This is a genomic window from Bacillus sp. K7 (assembly GCF_053903245.1).
Map to the genome: position 1 here is coordinate 1,513,816 of NZ_CP096406.1, position 17,385 is coordinate 1,531,200.

Annotated in this window: 19 protein-coding genes and 1 pseudogene; 12 read left to right on the plus strand and 8 right to left on the minus strand. The window is 42.6% G+C overall.

Translation table 11 applies throughout. The annotated features are described in order from the left end of the window. The first annotated feature begins 47 nt into the window (after window positions 1-47). Window positions 48-1,781, plus strand: a complete 1,734-nt coding sequence (gene ade / locus M1D98_RS07690; protein WP_435576712.1) for an adenine deaminase — start codon at window positions 48-50, stop codon at window positions 1,779-1,781. A gap of 34 nt (window positions 1,782-1,815) precedes the next feature. Here the strand turns inward: ade and rnjA are convergent, their stop codons facing one another. After that, window positions 1,816-3,483, minus strand: a complete 1,668-nt coding sequence (gene rnjA / locus M1D98_RS07695) for a ribonuclease J1 (protein WP_010328459.1) — start codon at window positions 3,481-3,483, stop codon at window positions 1,816-1,818. 5 nt (window positions 3,484-3,488) lie between these two features. Next, the gene (gene rnpZA, locus M1D98_RS07700; protein ID WP_010328458.1) at window positions 3,489-3,698 is read right to left on the minus strand and encodes an RNA polymerase subunit omega 1; all 210 of its coding nucleotides are present in this window, start codon (window positions 3,696-3,698) and stop codon (window positions 3,489-3,491) included. Window positions 3,699-4,080: 382 nt separating this feature from the next. Between rnpZA and M1D98_RS07705 the strand changes: the two genes are divergently transcribed. Then, window positions 4,081-4,854 (plus strand): Cof-type HAD-IIB family hydrolase, encoded by a 774-nt coding sequence (locus M1D98_RS07705; protein WP_010328456.1) that lies wholly within the window; start codon window positions 4,081-4,083, stop codon window positions 4,852-4,854. 39 nt (window positions 4,855-4,893) lie between these two features. Here M1D98_RS07705 and def read toward each other — a convergent pair whose 3' ends face one another. From def to M1D98_RS07720, 3 genes and pseudogenes are all read right to left on the minus strand, one after another. Next, window positions 4,894-5,448 (minus strand): peptide deformylase, encoded by a 555-nt coding sequence (def, locus tag M1D98_RS07710; protein ID WP_010328455.1) that lies wholly within the window; start codon window positions 5,446-5,448, stop codon window positions 4,894-4,896. 109 nt (window positions 5,449-5,557) lie between these two features. Next, window positions 5,558-5,656 (minus strand): annotated as a pseudogene (locus M1D98_RS07715) (YjcZ family sporulation protein); the annotation flags it as partial. After that, on the minus strand, window positions 5,623-5,760 hold the full coding sequence (locus M1D98_RS07720; RefSeq protein ID WP_411813194.1) for a hypothetical protein: 138 nt from the start codon (window positions 5,758-5,760) through the stop codon (window positions 5,623-5,625). The pseudogene M1D98_RS07715 and the gene M1D98_RS07720, both read right to left, overlap by 34 nt. Window positions 5,761-5,921: 161 nt before the next feature. Between M1D98_RS07720 and M1D98_RS07725 the strand changes: the two genes are divergently transcribed. The 5 genes from M1D98_RS07725 to lpdA all read left to right on the plus strand — a co-directional run bounded on the left by M1D98_RS07725 (window position 5,922) and on the right by lpdA (window position 11,976). After that, window positions 5,922-6,593, plus strand: a complete 672-nt coding sequence (locus tag M1D98_RS07725) for a YkyA family protein (RefSeq protein ID WP_456280166.1) — start codon at window positions 5,922-5,924, stop codon at window positions 6,591-6,593. 423 nt (window positions 6,594-7,016) lie between these two features. Next, the gene (gene pdhA, locus M1D98_RS07730) at window positions 7,017-8,132 is read left to right on the plus strand and encodes a pyruvate dehydrogenase (acetyl-transferring) E1 component subunit alpha (RefSeq protein WP_010328452.1); all 1,116 of its coding nucleotides are present in this window, start codon (window positions 7,017-7,019) and stop codon (window positions 8,130-8,132) included. 3 nt (window positions 8,133-8,135) lie between these two features. Further along, window positions 8,136-9,113 carry a pyruvate dehydrogenase complex E1 component subunit beta gene (gene pdhB, locus M1D98_RS07735; protein ID WP_039073823.1) on the plus strand — a complete coding sequence of 326 codons (978 nt, stop codon included), beginning with the start codon at window positions 8,136-8,138 and terminating at the stop codon, window positions 9,111-9,113. 114 nt (window positions 9,114-9,227) lie between these two features. Then, complete coding sequence (gene pdhC / locus M1D98_RS07740) at window positions 9,228-10,559, plus strand: pyruvate dehydrogenase complex dihydrolipoyllysine-residue acetyltransferase (protein ID WP_039073824.1); 1,332 nt, start codon at window positions 9,228-9,230, stop codon at window positions 10,557-10,559. 4 nt (window positions 10,560-10,563) lie between these two features. Next, window positions 10,564-11,976, plus strand: a complete 1,413-nt coding sequence (gene lpdA, locus M1D98_RS07745; protein ID WP_010328449.1) for a dihydrolipoyl dehydrogenase — start codon at window positions 10,564-10,566, stop codon at window positions 11,974-11,976. A gap of 46 nt (window positions 11,977-12,022) precedes the next feature. Here the strand turns inward: lpdA and slp are convergent, their stop codons facing one another. Continuing rightward, window positions 12,023-12,397, minus strand: coding sequence for a peptidoglycan-associated lipoprotein Slp (slp, locus tag M1D98_RS07750; RefSeq protein ID WP_268559559.1), 375 nt, complete (start codon window positions 12,395-12,397; stop codon window positions 12,023-12,025). Window positions 12,398-12,815: 418 nt separating this feature from the next. Between slp and M1D98_RS07755 the strand changes: the two genes are divergently transcribed. Next, the gene (locus M1D98_RS07755) at window positions 12,816-12,935 is read left to right on the plus strand and encodes a GapA-binding peptide SR1P (RefSeq protein WP_082022512.1); all 120 of its coding nucleotides are present in this window, start codon (window positions 12,816-12,818) and stop codon (window positions 12,933-12,935) included. A gap of 35 nt (window positions 12,936-12,970) precedes the next feature. Here M1D98_RS07755 and speA read toward each other — a convergent pair whose 3' ends face one another. Next, window positions 12,971-14,443: an arginine decarboxylase gene (gene speA / locus M1D98_RS07760; RefSeq protein WP_268536344.1), complete on the minus strand. Its 1,473-nt coding sequence runs from the start codon at window positions 14,441-14,443 to the stop codon at window positions 12,971-12,973. A gap of 184 nt (window positions 14,444-14,627) precedes the next feature. Here speA and M1D98_RS07765 point away from each other — a divergent pair, with 184 nt between their 5' ends. Continuing rightward, a complete protein-coding gene (locus M1D98_RS07765; protein ID WP_010328445.1) occupies window positions 14,628-14,894 on the plus strand; it encodes a UPF0223 family protein in 267 nt (88 codons plus the stop codon). A 36-nt stretch (window positions 14,895-14,930) separates the two neighbouring features. Here M1D98_RS07765 and M1D98_RS07770 read toward each other — a convergent pair whose 3' ends face one another. Next, window positions 14,931-15,569 (minus strand): YktB family protein, encoded by a 639-nt coding sequence (locus M1D98_RS07770; RefSeq protein WP_435576710.1) that lies wholly within the window; start codon window positions 15,567-15,569, stop codon window positions 14,931-14,933. A 237-nt stretch (window positions 15,570-15,806) separates the two neighbouring features. Between M1D98_RS07770 and M1D98_RS07775 the strand changes: the two genes are divergently transcribed. From M1D98_RS07775 to M1D98_RS07785, 3 genes are all read left to right on the plus strand, one after another. Next, window positions 15,807-15,995, plus strand: a complete 189-nt coding sequence (locus tag M1D98_RS07775; RefSeq protein WP_010328443.1) for a hypothetical protein — start codon at window positions 15,807-15,809, stop codon at window positions 15,993-15,995. A 138-nt stretch (window positions 15,996-16,133) separates the two neighbouring features. Further along, window positions 16,134-16,931, plus strand: a complete 798-nt coding sequence (gene suhB, locus M1D98_RS07780; protein WP_010328442.1) for an inositol-1-monophosphatase — start codon at window positions 16,134-16,136, stop codon at window positions 16,929-16,931. Window positions 16,932-16,956: 25 nt separating this feature from the next. Beyond that, entirely contained in the window at window positions 16,957-17,385 is a 429-nt protein-coding gene (locus M1D98_RS07785; protein WP_435576746.1) for a GNAT family N-acetyltransferase, read from the plus strand.

Consider the following 17,385-nt stretch of genomic DNA (forward strand, 5'->3'; position numbering starts at 1 on the left):
TTCCGATAGCATATTGTACCATATAATAAAAAAGAGGAGGGGCCTATTTGAATAAAGGAGAGCTGGTCAATAGGCTGAATGCTTCAGCCCGAAGACAAAAAGCTGATATCGTCATTCAGAACGGAAAAATCATGGACGTATATAATCAAGAGTGGATATATGAAGATATTGCGATTACAGATGGAGTCATTGTAGGCCTCGGCGAGTATGAAGGCGAAAATGTTATTGATGCAGAGGGACAAATGATTGTTCCGGGTTTTATAGATGGACATGTACATATTGAGTCATCAATGGTAACACCGATTGAGTTCGCTAAAGCGGTATTGCCGCACGGTGTAACGACAGTTGTTACCGATCCGCATGAGATTGCGAATGTATCTGGTGAAAAAGGGATAGCATTTATGATTGAACAGGCTCGGCAAACGCCGCTGAATATTCATTTTATGCTTCCCTCCAGTGTGCCTGCCGCAAGCTTTGAGCGATCAGGCGCAGTTCTTAAAGCTGCCGATTTAAAGCCTTTTTACGAAGAGAAAGAAGTCTTAGGGCTAGCTGAAGTCATGGACTATGTGTCAGTTCAGCAGGCTGAAGAAGATATGGTTCAGAAACTGCTCGATGCCCGTATTGCAGGAAAGCGGGTTGACGGTCATTTAGCGGGTTTATCGGCAGACCTCATTAATATTTATAGAACTGCATATGTCTTAAATGACCATGAAGTAACAACGAAGGAGGAAGCGCTTGATCGCATTAGAAGAGGGATGTATGTCATGATGCGTGAAGGATCAGTCGCAAAAAACACTCTCAGTGTGCTGCCGGCAGTGAATGAAAAGAACGCACGCCGTTTCTTCTTTTGTACAGATGATAAGCATGTGGATGATTTATTGTCAGAGGGAAGTGTGAATCATCAGGTGAAAATGGCGATTGAAGCCGGACTCGACCCTTTTTTAGCCTATCAATTAGGAAGCCTTAACGCAGCTGAATGCTACGGATTAGATACAAAGGGAGCGGTTGCCCCGGGTTTTGACGCCGATTTGCTCTTTGTTTCTGATCTGGAAAACGTCACTGTCACAAAGACAATGGTAAAAGGACAGACTGTTACTGAAGGTGGTGAAGCAGTCTATCAAGATAGTGCTTCAGCTCCCTCACCAGAACCGGCTCTGCTTCATTCTGTTAAACTCGCTGTGCCTCTTAATAAACAGAATTTTCATATGCCAATCGATCCAAATCAGCCAATCAATGTGATTCAAATCATTCCAAATCAGCTTGAAACACGGCTGGTACGTGTTCCTGCTCCTGAAGGGCATGTTTTTGAGTCTGACACTGAGCTCGATTTGTTAAAGATTGCTGTTGTTGAGCGGCATAAAGGGTTAAAAGAAATCGGACTTGGTGTTGTGAATGGATTTAGATTGAAGAGTGGAGCGATTGCCACAACCATTTCGCACGATTCCCATAATATTATTGCCGTCGGGACAAACGATGCTGATATCGCGGCTGCAGTTAATAAGCTCCAGGAAATTGGCGGAGGATTAACCATTGTAAATAATGGAGACGAGCTTCATTCAGTACCGCTGCCGATTGCGGGTTTACTATCAGACCAATCAGCGGAGCAGGTGAATCAAAGCTTGCTGTCGCTGCATGATCAATTGTCGAAAGTAGGTTTCACAGGCGGATTTAATCCATTTTTGACGCTGTCGTTTTTGGCTTTGCCTGTCATCCCTGATATCAAAATGACGACAACGGGATTATTTGATGTTAAGTCATTCCAGCACATAACATTGCAATAAAAAAAGATGCACTCCAAAGCGAGTGCATCTTTTTTTAAACCTCCATAATGATCGGAAGGATCATCGGGCGGCGTTTCGTTTTTTCATATAAGAACGGTGCAAGTGTATCCGTAATCTCATTTTTGATTTCAGACCATTGAGTCGTTTTTCGTTCCATCACTTTTTGTAAGTGGTTTGAGATAAGCTCTTGAGCGTCATTAATCAAGTCGCCAGATTCTCTCATGTACACAAATCCTCTGGAAATTAAATCAGGTCCCGCTGAAACCTTAAAGCCATCCATGTCAATGCTGACAACCACGATGACCAGACCTTCTTCAGAAAGAATTCTACGGTCACGAAGTACGATATTGCCAATATCCCCGATGCCGCTTCCGTCAATATATACTGAACCGGAAGGGATCTTGCCGGCAACTGAAGCTTCATCTCCTTTAAGCGCTAATACTTCACCATTATCCATGATAAAGCAGTTTTCTTCAGGGATGCCGCAATCTGTTGCAAGCTTGACATGCATCTTTTGCATTCTGTACTCTCCGTGAATCGGCATGAAGAATTTAGGCTTGATTAAACGAAGCATCAGCTTCTGTTCTTCCTGTCCGCCGTGACCGGATGTATGAATATCATTTAGAGGTCCGTGAATAACCTCGGCCCCCGCGCGATACAGCTGGTTGATTGTCCGGCTCACGCTGATTGTGTTGCCTGGGATAGGGGATGAAGAAAATACGACTGTGTCCCCAGGATTGATTGAAATCTGGCGGTGTGTGCCGTTTGCAATTCTTGATAATGCTGCCATCGGTTCCCCTTGGCTTCCCGTACATAATATTGTTACTTTATTGGCAGGCAAACGATTGATTTCGTTATGCTCAATAAATGTATTTTTAGGACAGCTAATATAACCGAGAGTTTGTCCGATTTCGATAGCGGATTCCATACTGCGTCCAAATACGGCAACTTTTCTTCCATTTAATACAGCTGCCTCAATCACCTGCTGCAGGCGGTGAATATTCGACGCAAATGTAGCGAAGATGATTCGGCCGTCCACCTTGCGGAAAATGTCATGAATGCTTTCGCCGACACGGCGCTCAGACATGGTAAACTCCGGGTTTTCGCTGTTTGTGCTGTCTGATAGGAGGCATAGAACGCCTTCTTTGCCGATTTCGGCCATTTTCGTTAAGTTTGCCGGCTCGCCGACTGGAGTAAAGTCGAATTTGAAATCTCCAGTATGTACAATGTTTCCGGGCGGCGTTTTTACAACAATACCGTAGGAATCCGGAATACTATGTGTAGTTCTAAAGAATGACACTGCCGTTTTACGGAATTTTACGATATCATCCTCACCGATAATATTCAGTTTCGTCTGTCGTAATAATCCATGCTCTTCAAGTTTATTCCGAAGTAAGCCGATCGCGAGTTTACCGCCGTAAACAGGAATATTCACTTGTCTGAGCAGGTACGGAATACCGCCGATGTGGTCTTCATGACCGTGGGTGATAAAAAGCCCTTTAATTTTATCTTCGTTTTTGACTAAATACGTGTAATCTGGGATAACGTAGTCAATCCCGAGCAGTTCGTCCTCGGGAAACTTGATCCCCGCATCAATCAGCACAATTTCATCCTGAAATTGCACCGCGTACGTATTTTTACCGATTTCGCCCAGTCCTCCGAGGGCGAAAACGGCAGTCTGATCATTTTTTACAAATTTCATACCGCTCATAACTCCAATACTTTAAAATTTTCGCTCTGTTGTTCGTATTCTAGAAATGCACCATTAACAGGTGTAATAAACTCAATGTTTAATTTTTTCTCTTTTAACTTAGTTCTGACGTCACGCTCAGATACGCCTTCAATATAAAGTGAATCTGTCTTTTCCCGAACAGGTACTTCGTCAGCCTTTTCTTGATAAAATACCTTATAAATCATCCAAATCTCTCCTTAAATGCCGTATGTTAGACTCGCTACTTCTATTATATTCGAAAACGGAATATAAGGAAAGCCTTGAGCAAAATAAGGATCCCTTGAAAAACGGAAGATCCCTTGTCAGGCAATGGCTTTCTTGCGGAGCATTCCGTTCCATTGTCTTCTGAGTTTCTTTCTTAATTTGCGCAGCATTTGTTCCTTCCTCCTTTCATCATAACTTGTCCATAGTTCTTTTATACAAATAGTATACGGAGATTGGGGAAGACTTTTCGTGGTTATTAATGGAATTGAATGTGTTTTTTGAACCAAATAGTTTGCTGAATGGCAATCTTTTTGTATGATGAAGGTGGGATTTGCAGATCAAGACGATAAAGGGGAAGTTATAATGGATTCAAAATTAATCTTTTTTGATATTGACGGTACGATATATGATCATGATAAGAATATACCGGAAAGCACGAGAAAAACGGTGGCCGAGCTGCAGCGCCAAGGGCACCATGTGTTTATTGCCAGCGGGCGGTCTCCGTTTTTAGTTAAGCCTATTATAGAAGAGCTGGGCATACACTCGTTTATTTCTTACAATGGGCAGTATGTTGTCTTTGAAAATCAAGTGATTTATAAAAATCCTCTGCCTGAAGAGGCAATCAAACGATTATTAAAGCAGGCGGGAGAGGGCAAACATCCTGTCGTGTTTATGGCTGAGGACACGATGAAAGCGACTGTTGCGGATCATCCTCATGTCATGGAGGGAATCGGAAGCCTTAAAACCGATTATCCAGAAACCGATGACCTTTTCTATGAAGGAAAAGACATTTTTCAGCTTCTGTTATTTTGCCGGGATGAAGAAGAAAAAGCTTACGCGGCTTTTCCTGAATTTGATCTAGTGCGCTGGCATGATCTCTCGACTGATGTTCTGCCGCATGGAGGTTCGAAGGCTGAAGGAATCAAAAAAGTGATCGAGCGCCTTCCGTTTGATATTAGCGATACATATGCTTTTGGGGACGGATTAAACGATCTGCAAATGATTGAGTATGTTGGAACAGGCGTGGCTATGGGCAATGCTGTTCCAGAATTGAAAGAAATCGCGGATTTTGTAACAAAGCCGGTAGACGAGGATGGAATCGCTTACGCTGTCAAAGAATTGGGTCTTTTAACATAAAAAAATTGGCTGGCACTGAATTGTGCCAGCCAATTTTTTTTAGCGCTCAATTGCAATTGCATTTTCAGGTTCTTTGAAAGGGTTCTCTTTATCAATATGGTCATAGAACATCACGCCGTTCAAATGATCGATCTCGTGCTGAAACACAATTGCCGGAAAACCTTTTAAACGAATATCAATGTTTTCTCCTTCAAGGGTTGTTCCTTTTACTCTGATGCGAGCATAGCGGGGAACATAGCCTGGAATCGCTTCATCAACAGAAAGGCAGCCCTCGCCGCTTGTTAAGTAGCTTTTTTCAACAGAATGGCTGACGATCCTTGGGTTAAATAAAGCATAGCTGTATAACTTGCCGGAAGAATCTTCCGCATGAATGGCGATCATTCGTTTTTTTATATTCATTTGAGGAGCTGCGAGTCCTACGCCGGGACGCAGTTTGTATTTTTCGGCCAATTCAGGATTTTGGCTGTTCTTAACGAACTCGATCATGTCGGCCAGCTGCTGTTTTTCTGCGTCAGATGCAGGCAGCTCAACAGGTTCAGCTGTCTCTCTAAGGGCTGGATGTCCGTCACGTACGATGTTTTCCATAGTAATCAAGAAACTTCACTCCTAAAGCTTAATATGTAAATTATATCGGATTTCTTCACAAAGGTGCAACGAAACGAATGACCAGCCGTTGATGGCTGGTCAAATTCTTGCTGTGTGATTAGCAGCAGCCTCCGCCTAAATAAGCAGCTCCGACAATGATTAACAGAATGAATAAAACAACGATTAGCGCAAATGTGCGGCCATATCCGTATCCGCCATATCCGTAACCACCATAACCGCAGCAGCCTCCGCCGTATCCATATCCATACATACTACAAAACCTCCTCTTTGAATTACGCCAGAGCCTTTATGAGTAGGCATAGCGTCTACTATAACCTATGTAAAAACGAAAAAGTTGTATGGTCATCTGTCCTGATTTTTCACTTTTTTGGTTTGATTTCTGTATTCCTCATCCAGGAAAGCTATTGCCAAATCACCCGGTGAATTCTATAGTAGAAATGATCAAGATTGGGGGATTTAACGTGAAAGACGAATTAAAACGGCGGCCCGGGATGAAAATCGGTGTTTTTTTTGCTGTGACTCTGATGTTATCAGGATGCATGGGGCAGGACCCGGTTGATTCACTGCATCAGTCATTAGAAAAAGCCGCAGAATCGGAGAAGCCGTTTTTAGAAGAGCAGAAAACGCTAAAAGAATTGGAAGCGAAAGAAAATCAGCTTTATGATGATGTAATGACACTTAATATGGATGACTATAAAAAAATTGCAGCTTTATCTAACGAAGCGCTTGAAAATATCAGCAAGCGTGAAGAACATGTAAAGATTGAAAATGACAGCATCAAAAAATCGGAATCGGCATTTGAAGAAGCGAAAACGTCTGCTCAACATATTAAGGATAAGCACATAAAAGAAAAGGCTGACGCCGCAGCAAGCCTGATGGAGAAAAGATATTCATCTTATGACTCCCTGTATGAAGAATATAATAAAGCGCTTCAGCTTGATAAAAAGCTGTATATGCAGTTGAAAGACAAAAGCTTGACACGGGATGCTCTGGACCAGCAGATCGATAAAGTGAATGCTTCTTATAAAAAGGTCCTGAAATATAGCGGAGAATTTAATGAACAAACAGAAAAATATAATGAAGCCCGAGAAGATCTATACGATGCCGCAGGCTATCAAGTGAAAAAGAGCTGACTTTGAGAACAGCTCTTTTTTAAATGCAGAAGACATTGATATTGTTCAAAATTTTCATTTCTATTGTAGTACAGTGTATAGATGTATACTAGTACAGTTTTGGGCGCAGTCGGCTTCTGTTTTTTTATTGAAAATGTAAAGCGAATACAATTATTGAAAATCAGCGATGAAAACGATTGACGGTTCTTCTTTATTTGGTGTAAACTAATCCATGTTAAGCGGTGTTGTATTAGTTTTTTACAACTTCGAAATAATACAGTTCAAAGCAGAGTGTAACTATCCTACATAAAAGGTTTTGGCAAACTGGGGATCGGCTAAAATATATACGACTTACTGATAATACTTTAGGGTACCCTAAGTTTGTATGTATAAAAGGAATGCACGTCTAATGACTGTTTAAAAGAAAGGAAGAGGTGACTTAGTATGGCTGCAAAAACGAAAAAAGCTATCGTTGATAGCAAAAAGCAATTTGATGCCATTAAAAAGCAGTTCGAAACGTTCCAAATTTTAAATGAAAAGGGAGAAGTCGTGAATGAAGCGGCGATGCCTGATTTAACAGATGATCAATTAAAAGAGCTCATGCGCCGCATGGTATTTACGCGTGTGCTTGATCAACGCTCTATCTCATTAAACCGTCAAGGGCGTCTCGGATTTTACGCTCCTACTGCGGGTCAAGAAGCTTCTCAGATTGCAACGCATTTCGCCCTTGAAAAAGAAGACTTTGTTCTTCCTGGATACCGTGATGTGCCTCAGTTAATTTGGCACGGCCTTCCATTATATCAAGCGTTCCTTTTCTCTCGCGGACATTTCAGAGGAAACCAAATGCCTGATGATGTGAATGCTCTTTCTCCACAAATCATTATCGGTGCTCAATACATTCAAACAGCCGGTGTTGCGTTAGGTCTTAAAAAACGCGGCAAGAAAGCTGTCGCAATCACTTACACTGGTGACGGCGGAGCTTCCCAAGGGGACTTCTACGAAGGAATTAACTTTGCCGGCGCGTATAAAGCACCTGCAATCTTCGTTGTGCAAAACAACCGTTACGCGATTTCAACTCCGGTTGAAAAGCAATCTGCGGCTGAAACAATCGCGCAAAAAGCTGTATCTGCCGGTATTGTCGGCGTGCAAGTAGACGGAATGGATCCGCTTGCTGTATACGCTGCAACTGCTGAAGCACGCGAGCGCGCAATCAACGGCGAAGGCCCGACACTGATTGAAACACTTACATTCCGTTACGGCCCGCACACAATGGCTGGTGACGATCCGACTAAATACCGCACAAAAGAAATCGAAAATGAGTGGGAACAAAAAGATCCGCTAGTACGTTTCCGTGCGTTCCTTGAAAACAAAGGCTTATGGTCTGAAGAAGAAGAAGCTAAAGTAATCGAGGATACGAAAGAAGAAATTAAGCAAGCGATCAAAAAAGCTGATGCTGAGCCTAAGCAAAAAGTAACGGATTTAATGAAAATCATGTACGAAAAAATGCCTCACAATCTTGAGGAGCAATTTGAAATTTATACACAGAAGGAGTCGAAGTAAGCCATGGCGCAAATGACAATGATTCAAGCAATCACGGATGCGTTACGCGCAGAACTGAAAAATGACGAAAATGTCTTAGTTTTCGGAGAAGACGTTGGTGTAAACGGCGGCGTATTCCGTGCGACAGAAGGATTGCAAAAAGAATTCGGTGAAGACCGTGTGTTTGACACGCCGCTTGCTGAATCTGGTATCGGCGGTCTTGCCCTTGGTTTAGGCTTAAACGGCTTCCGTCCTGTAATGGAAATCCAATTCTTCGGATTTGTTTACGAAGTAATGGATTCGGTTTCTGGCCAAATGGCTCGTATGCGCTACCGTTCTGGCGGCCGCTGGACGTCACCAGTAACAATTCGTTCTCCATTCGGCGGCGGTGTTCATACTCCTGAACTTCACGCTGACAGCTTAGAAGGTCTTGTTGCCCAACAGCCTGGTATCAAAGTTGTGATTCCATCAACTCCTTACGATGCTAAAGGACTTTTAATTTCTGCGATCAGAGACAATGATCCTGTTGTTTTCTTAGAGCATATGAAACTTTATCGTTCTTTCCGTCAGGAAGTTCCTGAAGAAGAATACACAATTGAGCTTGGCAAAGCTGACGTGAAACGTGAAGGTACTGACCTTTCAATCATCACTTACGGCGCAATGGTTCACGAATCATTAAAAGCTGCCGAGGAGCTTGAAAAAGACGGCATTTCTGCTGAGGTTGTCGACCTTCGCACTGTAAGCCCGCTTGATATCGATACAATCATCGCATCTGTCGAGAAAACAGGGCGCGCGATTGTTGTTCAAGAGGCACAAAAACAAGCCGGTGTTGGTGCAAACGTAGTAGCTGAAATTAACGACCGTGCGATCTTAAGCTTGGAAGCGCCTGTACTTCGTGTGGCTGCGCCTGATACAGTATTTCCTTTCTCTCAAGCAGAAAGCGTATGGCTTCCAAACCATAAAGACGTTCTTGAAACAGCAAGAAAAGTACTTGAATTTTAATCAAACTGCATAATCGAGAGGGAAGATGAATGTTTTCCCTCTATTATATATCTGTTTTCAATGCTTACGATGTAAACTTTAAAATTGCTTAATCAAACTAGGAGGTCGAAAACTGTGGCATTTGAATTTAAACTTCCAGATATCGGGGAAGGTATCCACGAAGGCGAAATCGTAAAATGGTTTGTCAAGCCTAACGATGAGGTAGACGAAGATGATGTACTGGCTGAAGTCCAAAATGATAAAGCAGTAGTAGAAATTCCTTCACCTGTTAAAGGAAAAGTATTAGAATTAAAAGTTGAAGAGGGAACGGTTGCAACTGTTGGACAAACGATCATTACGTTTGATGCACCTGGTTACGAAGACCTTCAATTTAAAGGCAGCGAAGAGTCAGATGATGCGAAAACTGAAGCACAAGTTCAGTCAACTGCAGAAGCTGGACAAGACGTTGCGAAAGAAGAGCAAGCTCAAGAGCCTGCAAAAGCAACTGGCGCAGGTCAGCAGGATCAAGCAGAAGTTGACCCTAACAAACGCGTCATCGCTATGCCTTCTGTACGTAAATATGCTCGTGAAAAAGGCGTTGACATCCGTAAAGTAACTGGTTCAGGCAACAACGGACGTGTTGTGAAAGAAGATATCGACAGCTTTGTAAACGGAGGAGCGCAAGAAGCTGCTGCACCTCAAGAAACGGCTGCGCCTCAAGAAACAGCTGCTAAACCGGCTGCTGTACCAGCTCCTGAGGGCGAATTCCCAGAAACACGTGAAAAAATGAGCGGTATCCGTAAAGCAATTGCAAAAGCCATGGTTAACTCTAAACACACTGCTCCTCACGTAACGTTAATGGATGAAGTGGACGTAACAAACCTTGTTGCACATCGTAAACAGTTCAAACAGGTTGCTGCTGACCAAGGAATCAAGCTGACTTTCTTGCCTTACGTTGTAAAAGCACTTACATCTGCACTGAAAAAATTCCCTGTTTTAAACACGTCAATTGACGATAAAACAGAAGAAGTAGTCCAAAAACATTACTTCAACATCGGTATCGCTGCTGACACTGAAAAAGGCTTGCTTGTACCGGTTGTGAAAAATGCAGATCGTAAATCTGTCTTTGAAATTTCTGATGAAATCAATGGACTTGCAACAAAAGCTCGTGAAGGCAAGCTTGCTCCAGCTGAAATGAAAGGCGCATCTTGCACAATTACAAACATCGGTTCTGCCGGCGGACAATGGTTCACTCCGGTTATCAACCATCCGGAAGTTGCGATTCTGGGTATCGGACGCATTGCAGAAAAAGCGATTGTTCGTGATGGCGAAATCGTAGCAGCTCCAGTCTTAGCTCTTTCTCTCAGCTTCGACCACCGTATGATCGACGGAGCAACTGCGCAAAATGCATTAAATCACATCAAGCGTTTACTGAACGATCCACAATTAATTTTAATGGAGGCGTAATGTTATGGTAGTAGGAGATTTCCCTATTGAAACAGATACTCTTGTAATCGGTGCGGGACCTGGCGGCTATGTAGCTGCCATCCGCGCTGCGCAGCTTGGACAAAAAGTAACAGTCGTTGAAAAAGCAACTCTTGGAGGCGTTTGTCTGAACGTTGGATGTATCCCTTCAAAAGCGCTGATCAATGCTGGCCACCGTTATGAGAATGCAAAGCATTCTGACGACATGGGAATCACAGCTGAGAACGTATCAGTTGATTTCACAAAAGTCCAAGAATGGAAAGCTTCTGTCGTAAACAAGCTTACTGGCGGTGTTGGAGGTCTTCTTAAAGGCAACAAAGTAGATGTTGTAAAAGGTGAAGCTTATTTTGTAGACAGCAATTCGGTTCGTGTTATGGATGAAAACTCTGCTCAAACATACACGTTCAAAAACGCAATCATTGCAACTGGTTCTCGTCCTATCGAATTGCCAAACTTCAAATATACTGAGCGTGTCCTAAATTCAACAGGCGCTTTGGCTCTTAAAGAAATTCCTAAAAAGCTCGTTGTGATCGGCGGCGGGTATATCGGAACTGAGCTTGGAACTGCGTATGCTAACTTTGGCACTGAGCTTGTTATTCTCGAAGGCGGAGAAGAAATTCTTCCTGGCTTTGAAAAACAAATGAGTTCTCTTGTTACACGCAGACTGAAGAAAAAAGGAAACGTTGAAATCCATACAAATGCGATGGCTAAAGGCGTTGAAGAAAGACCAGACGGCGTAACAGTTACGTTTGAAGTAAAAGGCGAAGAAAAAACGGTTGATGCTGATTATGTTCTGATCACAGTAGGACGCCGTCCAAACACTGATGAGCTTGGACTTGAGCAAGTCGGCATTGAAATGACGGACCGCGGTGTCGTGAAAACTGACAAACAGTGCCGCACTAACGTACCTAACATTTATGCAATCGGTGACATCATCGAAGGACCACCGCTTGCTCACAAAGCATCTTACGAAGGTAAAATCGCAGCAGAAGCTATCGCTGGAGAGCCTGCAGAAATCGATTACCTTGGTATTCCTGCGGTTGTCTTCTCAGAGCCTGAACTTGCATCAGTTGGTTACACTGAAGCGCAGGCAAAAGAAGAAGGTCTTGACATTGTTGCTGCTAAATTCCCGTTTGCAGCAAACGGACGTGCGCTTTCTCTTAACGAAACAGACGGCTTCATGAAGCTGATCACTCGTAAAGAGGACGGCCTTGTAATCGGTGCGCAAATCGCCGGTGCAAGTGCTTCAGATATGATTTCTGAATTAAGTTTAGCGATCGAAAGCGGCATGACTGCTGAAGATATCGCGATGACTATTCACGCTCACCCAACATTGGGCGAAATCACAATGGAAGCAGCTGAAGTGGCAATCGGAAGTCCGATTCACATCGTAAAATAATGCTCATATCAAAAACAGCCCTCGCTTAAAGCGGGGGCTGTTTTATTTATTTTGACAGCACATGCTGCAATGGTTTAATGATATCTTCTTTCTTTTTCACACATCCCTCGATTTTCACGACGACATGGCGTTGGTCAACAACCATAAGGGTAGGAACGGTTTCAATTTCATCTTCCCAGCCTTTTTTGTTATCATAAACCTTCATTTTATCTAATTGCTCAGGATAATCTTTTTCTAAATCAAGCAGTGCATCATAATATGGCGCTTCCTGATCAATTTGGTTTTCATCAGAAAAAAACAAAATTTGTGTATGATGAATATTGTCAATCCGGCTTTTTTTCATCGGATTGATGGTGGAAAGCGTACAGCCCGATACAGCAAATACTATTATCAGTATGGGGAATACCGCGCGATATCGCATCTATCTTCTCCTCTGTATAAACAATAGTAAACTAGTTTTAGTTTATCATGAGTGGCGGCTTAATCTGCTCCTTGTTACCTAATTGTTATATAATTGAAACTGTTTTTAACGTGAGATTACATATCGTATCATTCGTTTAACATAGCGGTCTGGGGGTATAAGGAATGTGTGGCTGTGTTCTTTCATGAAAGTTTAAGAAAACACGAAATCACCTGATGTATTTTGCATATGTATCGATTAAAGCTGTTTTTTGGAGGATGAGATTGTATAGTGAAAAATAAAAAAGACACTATATATCATCATATATAAATTAAATGTGTTATACAATTGATGTTGACATTTTAAATGTGACATATTAATATAATAGCAACAAAAGAAATTAAGCGTTTTCAAAATTCAAAGAAATGGGGAATGAGAGATGGGAACGATTGTTTGCCAAGATTGCAACGAAGCCATTCATTACTTTGAAGATGAGAAAGTGACAACATTATACGGATCATGCTGCGGACAATGTCAATGTCCTGTTGATGAAGAGTAATAAAAAGCATGCGGCTTTGGCCGCATGCTTTTTATTTATTGTATCGCTTTTTGTTCTTTAATGACCCGAATCATGTTTAGAGTTGAGTCTTCAGGTCCTTGAACCGGCAGGCCTGCGTCAAGATTCTTAAAAATGTAGCTGATGTTGTCTTCTGTAATAATTTCACCTGGAATGAAGATCGGAATACCAGGAGGATATACCATGACAAATTCAGCGATAATCCGTCCAGATGCTTCTTTTAATGGAATGACCTCCGTATTGGCATAGAAAGCATCACGCGGAGTCATTGCCAATAAAGGGATTTCCGGAAGCAGTACCTCGGTTTGCTGGTGTGTTATATCTTTTTCTGACATATGATGTGCAATCTCTGTTAATGCCTCTACAAGCCGATCTGCGTCATTTTGGCTGTCACCAGGGGTGAAAATACATAAAATATTGTACAGATCAGATAGTTCCACTTCAATATTAAAGGATTCTCGAAGCCATTTTTCAACATCATGCCCTGTAAGTCCAAGATTTTTAACAGAGATAATCAATTTTGTCGGGTCATAGCTGTAAGCTGCTTTTGAACCGAGAATCTCCGAACCGACACAATACATGCCTTCAATCTGATTGAGGCGGTCTCTCGTTTGGTTGGCAAGCTTCAGTGTCTCTTCGGCAAGCTGATGGCCTTCTGTCGCCAGACGTTTTCTGGCAACATCCAGAGAGGCAAGAAGTAAGTAAGATGTAGACGTTGTTGTCAGCATACTCAGGATGGACTGCACTCTGTCTTTAGAAACGAGGCCCTCTCTCATGTTTAAAATAGAGCTTTGCGTCAGTGATCCTCCCAGCTTGTGTACACTTGTAGCTGCTATATCCGCCCCTGCCTGCATGGCTGAAAGCGGCAATTCGTCGTGAAAGTGAATGTGAACGCCGTGTGCTTCATCAACTAGTACGGGCACATCAAACGAATGAGCGAGTTCAACAATGCTTTTTAAGTCGGCTGCAACACCGAAATAAGTCGGATTGATAACAAGAAGCCCTTTTGCGTCTGGATGCTCGGTTAGCGCCCGTTTAGCAGACTCAAGTGTAATGCCGTGAGAGATGCCCAATTCATTGTCAATTTCAGGATGAATAAAGATTGGAATTGCTCCGGAAAATACAATAGCTGTCATGATTGATTTGTGCACATTTCTTGGAATAATAATTTTATCTCCAGGTCCGCAAACAGCCATCACCATTGTCATAATGGCGCCGCTTGTTCCTTGAACAGAAAAAAATGTGTGATCCGCGCCAAATGCTTCAGCCGCCAGATCCTGTGCCTGCTTGATGATGCCTTTAGGCGCGTGCAGGTCATCTAATGGTTCAATATTGATTAAATCTATGCTTAACGCGTTTTCACCGATAAATTGTCTGAATTCTGGGTCCATTCCTGCCCCTTTTTTATGGCCGGGAATGTGGAATTGAACAGGCTGTCTGCTTGCGTGCTTTTTCAGTCCTGTATATAAGGGTGTTTCATGTTGCGACAATTGTTTTCCCACCTTTGTAATCATACCTATGCATAATAGTGTGTATTAAAATCAGTTTCTCAACCGTTTTTTAGACGTAAAACAAATGAATTATATTATGAACTTGAAAGAATGTAAAGAACAATTTATGATCTAATGAAGATGCTTTCTCTTGAAGGAAGCAAATCTATAAGGAGTGAAGAAAATGGAGTACCAATATCCGATGAATGAAGATTGGACAACCGAAGAAGCAGTGGATGTGATTGCGTTTTTCCAGCAGGTTGAGCTTGCATATGAAAAAGGCGCAGATCGTGAAGAGCTTCTTAAAGCTTACCGCCGTTTCAAGGAAATTGTACCTGGAAAGGCTGAGGAAAAAAAGCTATGCGGTGAGTTTGAGGAACAAAGTACATACTCTCCTTATCGCACGGTGAAACAGGCGAGAGAATCTGAGCATGCGAAGATTAAGATGTAAGAAAGAGCCGGAGGCATTTCATGCCCCGGCTCTTGTTTATGCTTGTGATACCTTTTGGGTGAATCGGTACAAGAAAGCAAGTTGCTGAAAGGCATCGTCGATGCGCTGAAGGAATTCCTGGTTATTCATATTCAGCACTTCTTCTTTTTGAAGCTGAATGCCGCATAACAGCTCGGCTTTCTTTACAGTCTGCAAACGCTCAAACAACGTCTTCAGCTGTTCCTGGTCCATTTCAGACTGCTTATGTACTCCCGGTTTTGTGTGGTCTGCGGACCAAACGAAGCTGTCTGGAATATTCTTTGTTATGGTTTCCTGATTCGCTTCAAGCAATTTGCCGTACTCTTCTTTGATAGGGGATTCATAAATAATCGCGAACCACACAAATACGTGGCTTTCCCATAAACCAATTTGAAAATGCGGCAGTTTTTTATAGCCTCTTTTGCTGTTTGCAAACGCCACCCAGCTGTCGGCAGGGGGATTGACGGATCTTCTTGCGTGCTTTGCCACATGCGGAAACATTTCATCTCCGGTTAAAGCAGATAAAGTCGGGGCGAAATGTTCGCCTAGAGCTGTAAGCTTCGGACGGACCGTCTCTTTTAGTACCTCCATGCGCGCGTCTAAGCCTTCTATTGTAAATGTGTTAAAGTCTTCTTCTGTAAAACGCATTTGAGTCATCGTTTTCCTCCTTCATGCAAGTAAACATATTTTATCACAGTTCATACGAGCGTCAAAAGATTGAGCACGTTTGAAGAAAGGGGAAATGTGGTAATAAACGAATAGGTAAACACACAATTTTTAGAATCATGTTACACGTAAATAGAAGGATCATACGATATAAGAAGTAATCATTGTTGAATGGCGAAATGGGATGCTTTTTTACAAACAAATGATCTCTGGAAGGGGCGAAAGACAATGAGGCAAGTTGTGAAAGAGGGATTTAAGGAAGAGAAAGACAATCGTGTAGCTGTCTGGAGACTAGAGGTTGATTATGAATTGGCAACCCTGTATGAAGCAATGCAAAAAGAAAATGAAGAACAGGTTGAACAAAGCAAAAACAAACTTGAGCGACTCAGAAAAGAATGGATTCGTCTTAACGGGTAAAAGCGATAGTGAAAACGAACCGCGTGAATGGTTCGTTTTTACATGAGAAGGGATATTTTTCATTTTCCTTGCTTTTTCACCGCCGTTATCAGTATCCTATAAAATAAAAGGTCTACATAGAAGAGAGGGCACATACGAATGGCAAATTGGACGGAAATTGATGAAATTGCAAAAAAATGGGTAAGAGAAGCAGGCGCGAGAATAAAACAATCTATGCATAAAAATCTGACGATTGAAACGAAATCAAATCCGAATGATTTAGTCACCAATATTGACAAAGAAACGGAAAAATTTTTCATTGATCGCATTCAAGAAACGTTCCCGGGGCACCGCATACTCGGCGAAGAAGGGCAAGGAGACAAACTCCACTCACTGGAAGGAGTTGTCTGGATAATCGATCCGATTGATGGGACGATGAATTTTGTTCACCAGCAAAGAAATTTTGCGATTTCAATCGGGATATTTGAAAATGGAGAAGGGAAAATCGGATTAATTTATGATGTGGTGCATGATGAGCTTTATCACGCATTTAGCGGCAGAGGAGCTTATATGAATGAAACGAAGCTGGCGCCTTTAAAAGAAACTGTCATTGAAGAAGCCATTCTTGGCATTAACGCGACATGGATAACAGAAAACAGAAGAATTGATCCGAGTGTGTTAGCGCCCCTTGTAAAAAGAGTCAGAGGCACACGCTCCTACGGCTCTGCTGCTTTAGAGCTGGCGAATGTCGCGGCCGGCAGAATAGATGCTTACATCACAATGCGGCTTGCGCCATGGGATTATGCGGCCGGCTGTGTACTGTTAAATGAAGTAGGAGGCATTTATTCGACCATTGAGGGTGAGCCGTTTACCTTTTTAGAAAATCACGGTGTTCTGGCCGGAAATCCTGCTATACATAAAACAATATTTGAGGAGTACCTTCGTGCTGGAAAGTAGGTTATTTGAACAGGACGACCTCAGCTTGTTAGAGGCGCTCGCAGAGGCTCATCCTGTCTGGAGAGATGAGGAGTTTGGGGAGAAAGATGCTGAAAGCTATATGATCTCCTACTCCATGTACAACGGCTCCTGGCTTGTATGGGAAAAAGACGGCCAGCCTGTTGCCCTCAGCTATCATCTCGAGTGGGCACCTTCTAACGGAAAACCGTGGCTGGGAACGGTGCTGGTAGACCCGGCTGAAGAAAAAAAGGGGCATGCGGGCATGATCGTTGAACGGATCGGCACATCGCTCAAGGCCCGACACAAAGCGATGTTTGCGGCAGTTCCCATTGACCGCAGTGAATGGATTTTGTTTTTGAGCCAATGCGGGTTTGAACAGCTGAAAACGGAAAAAGATGAGAAAGGCAAATCATTTATGATCTTGGTGAAGCCTTTAGCGAAAGCTGCCGTATGA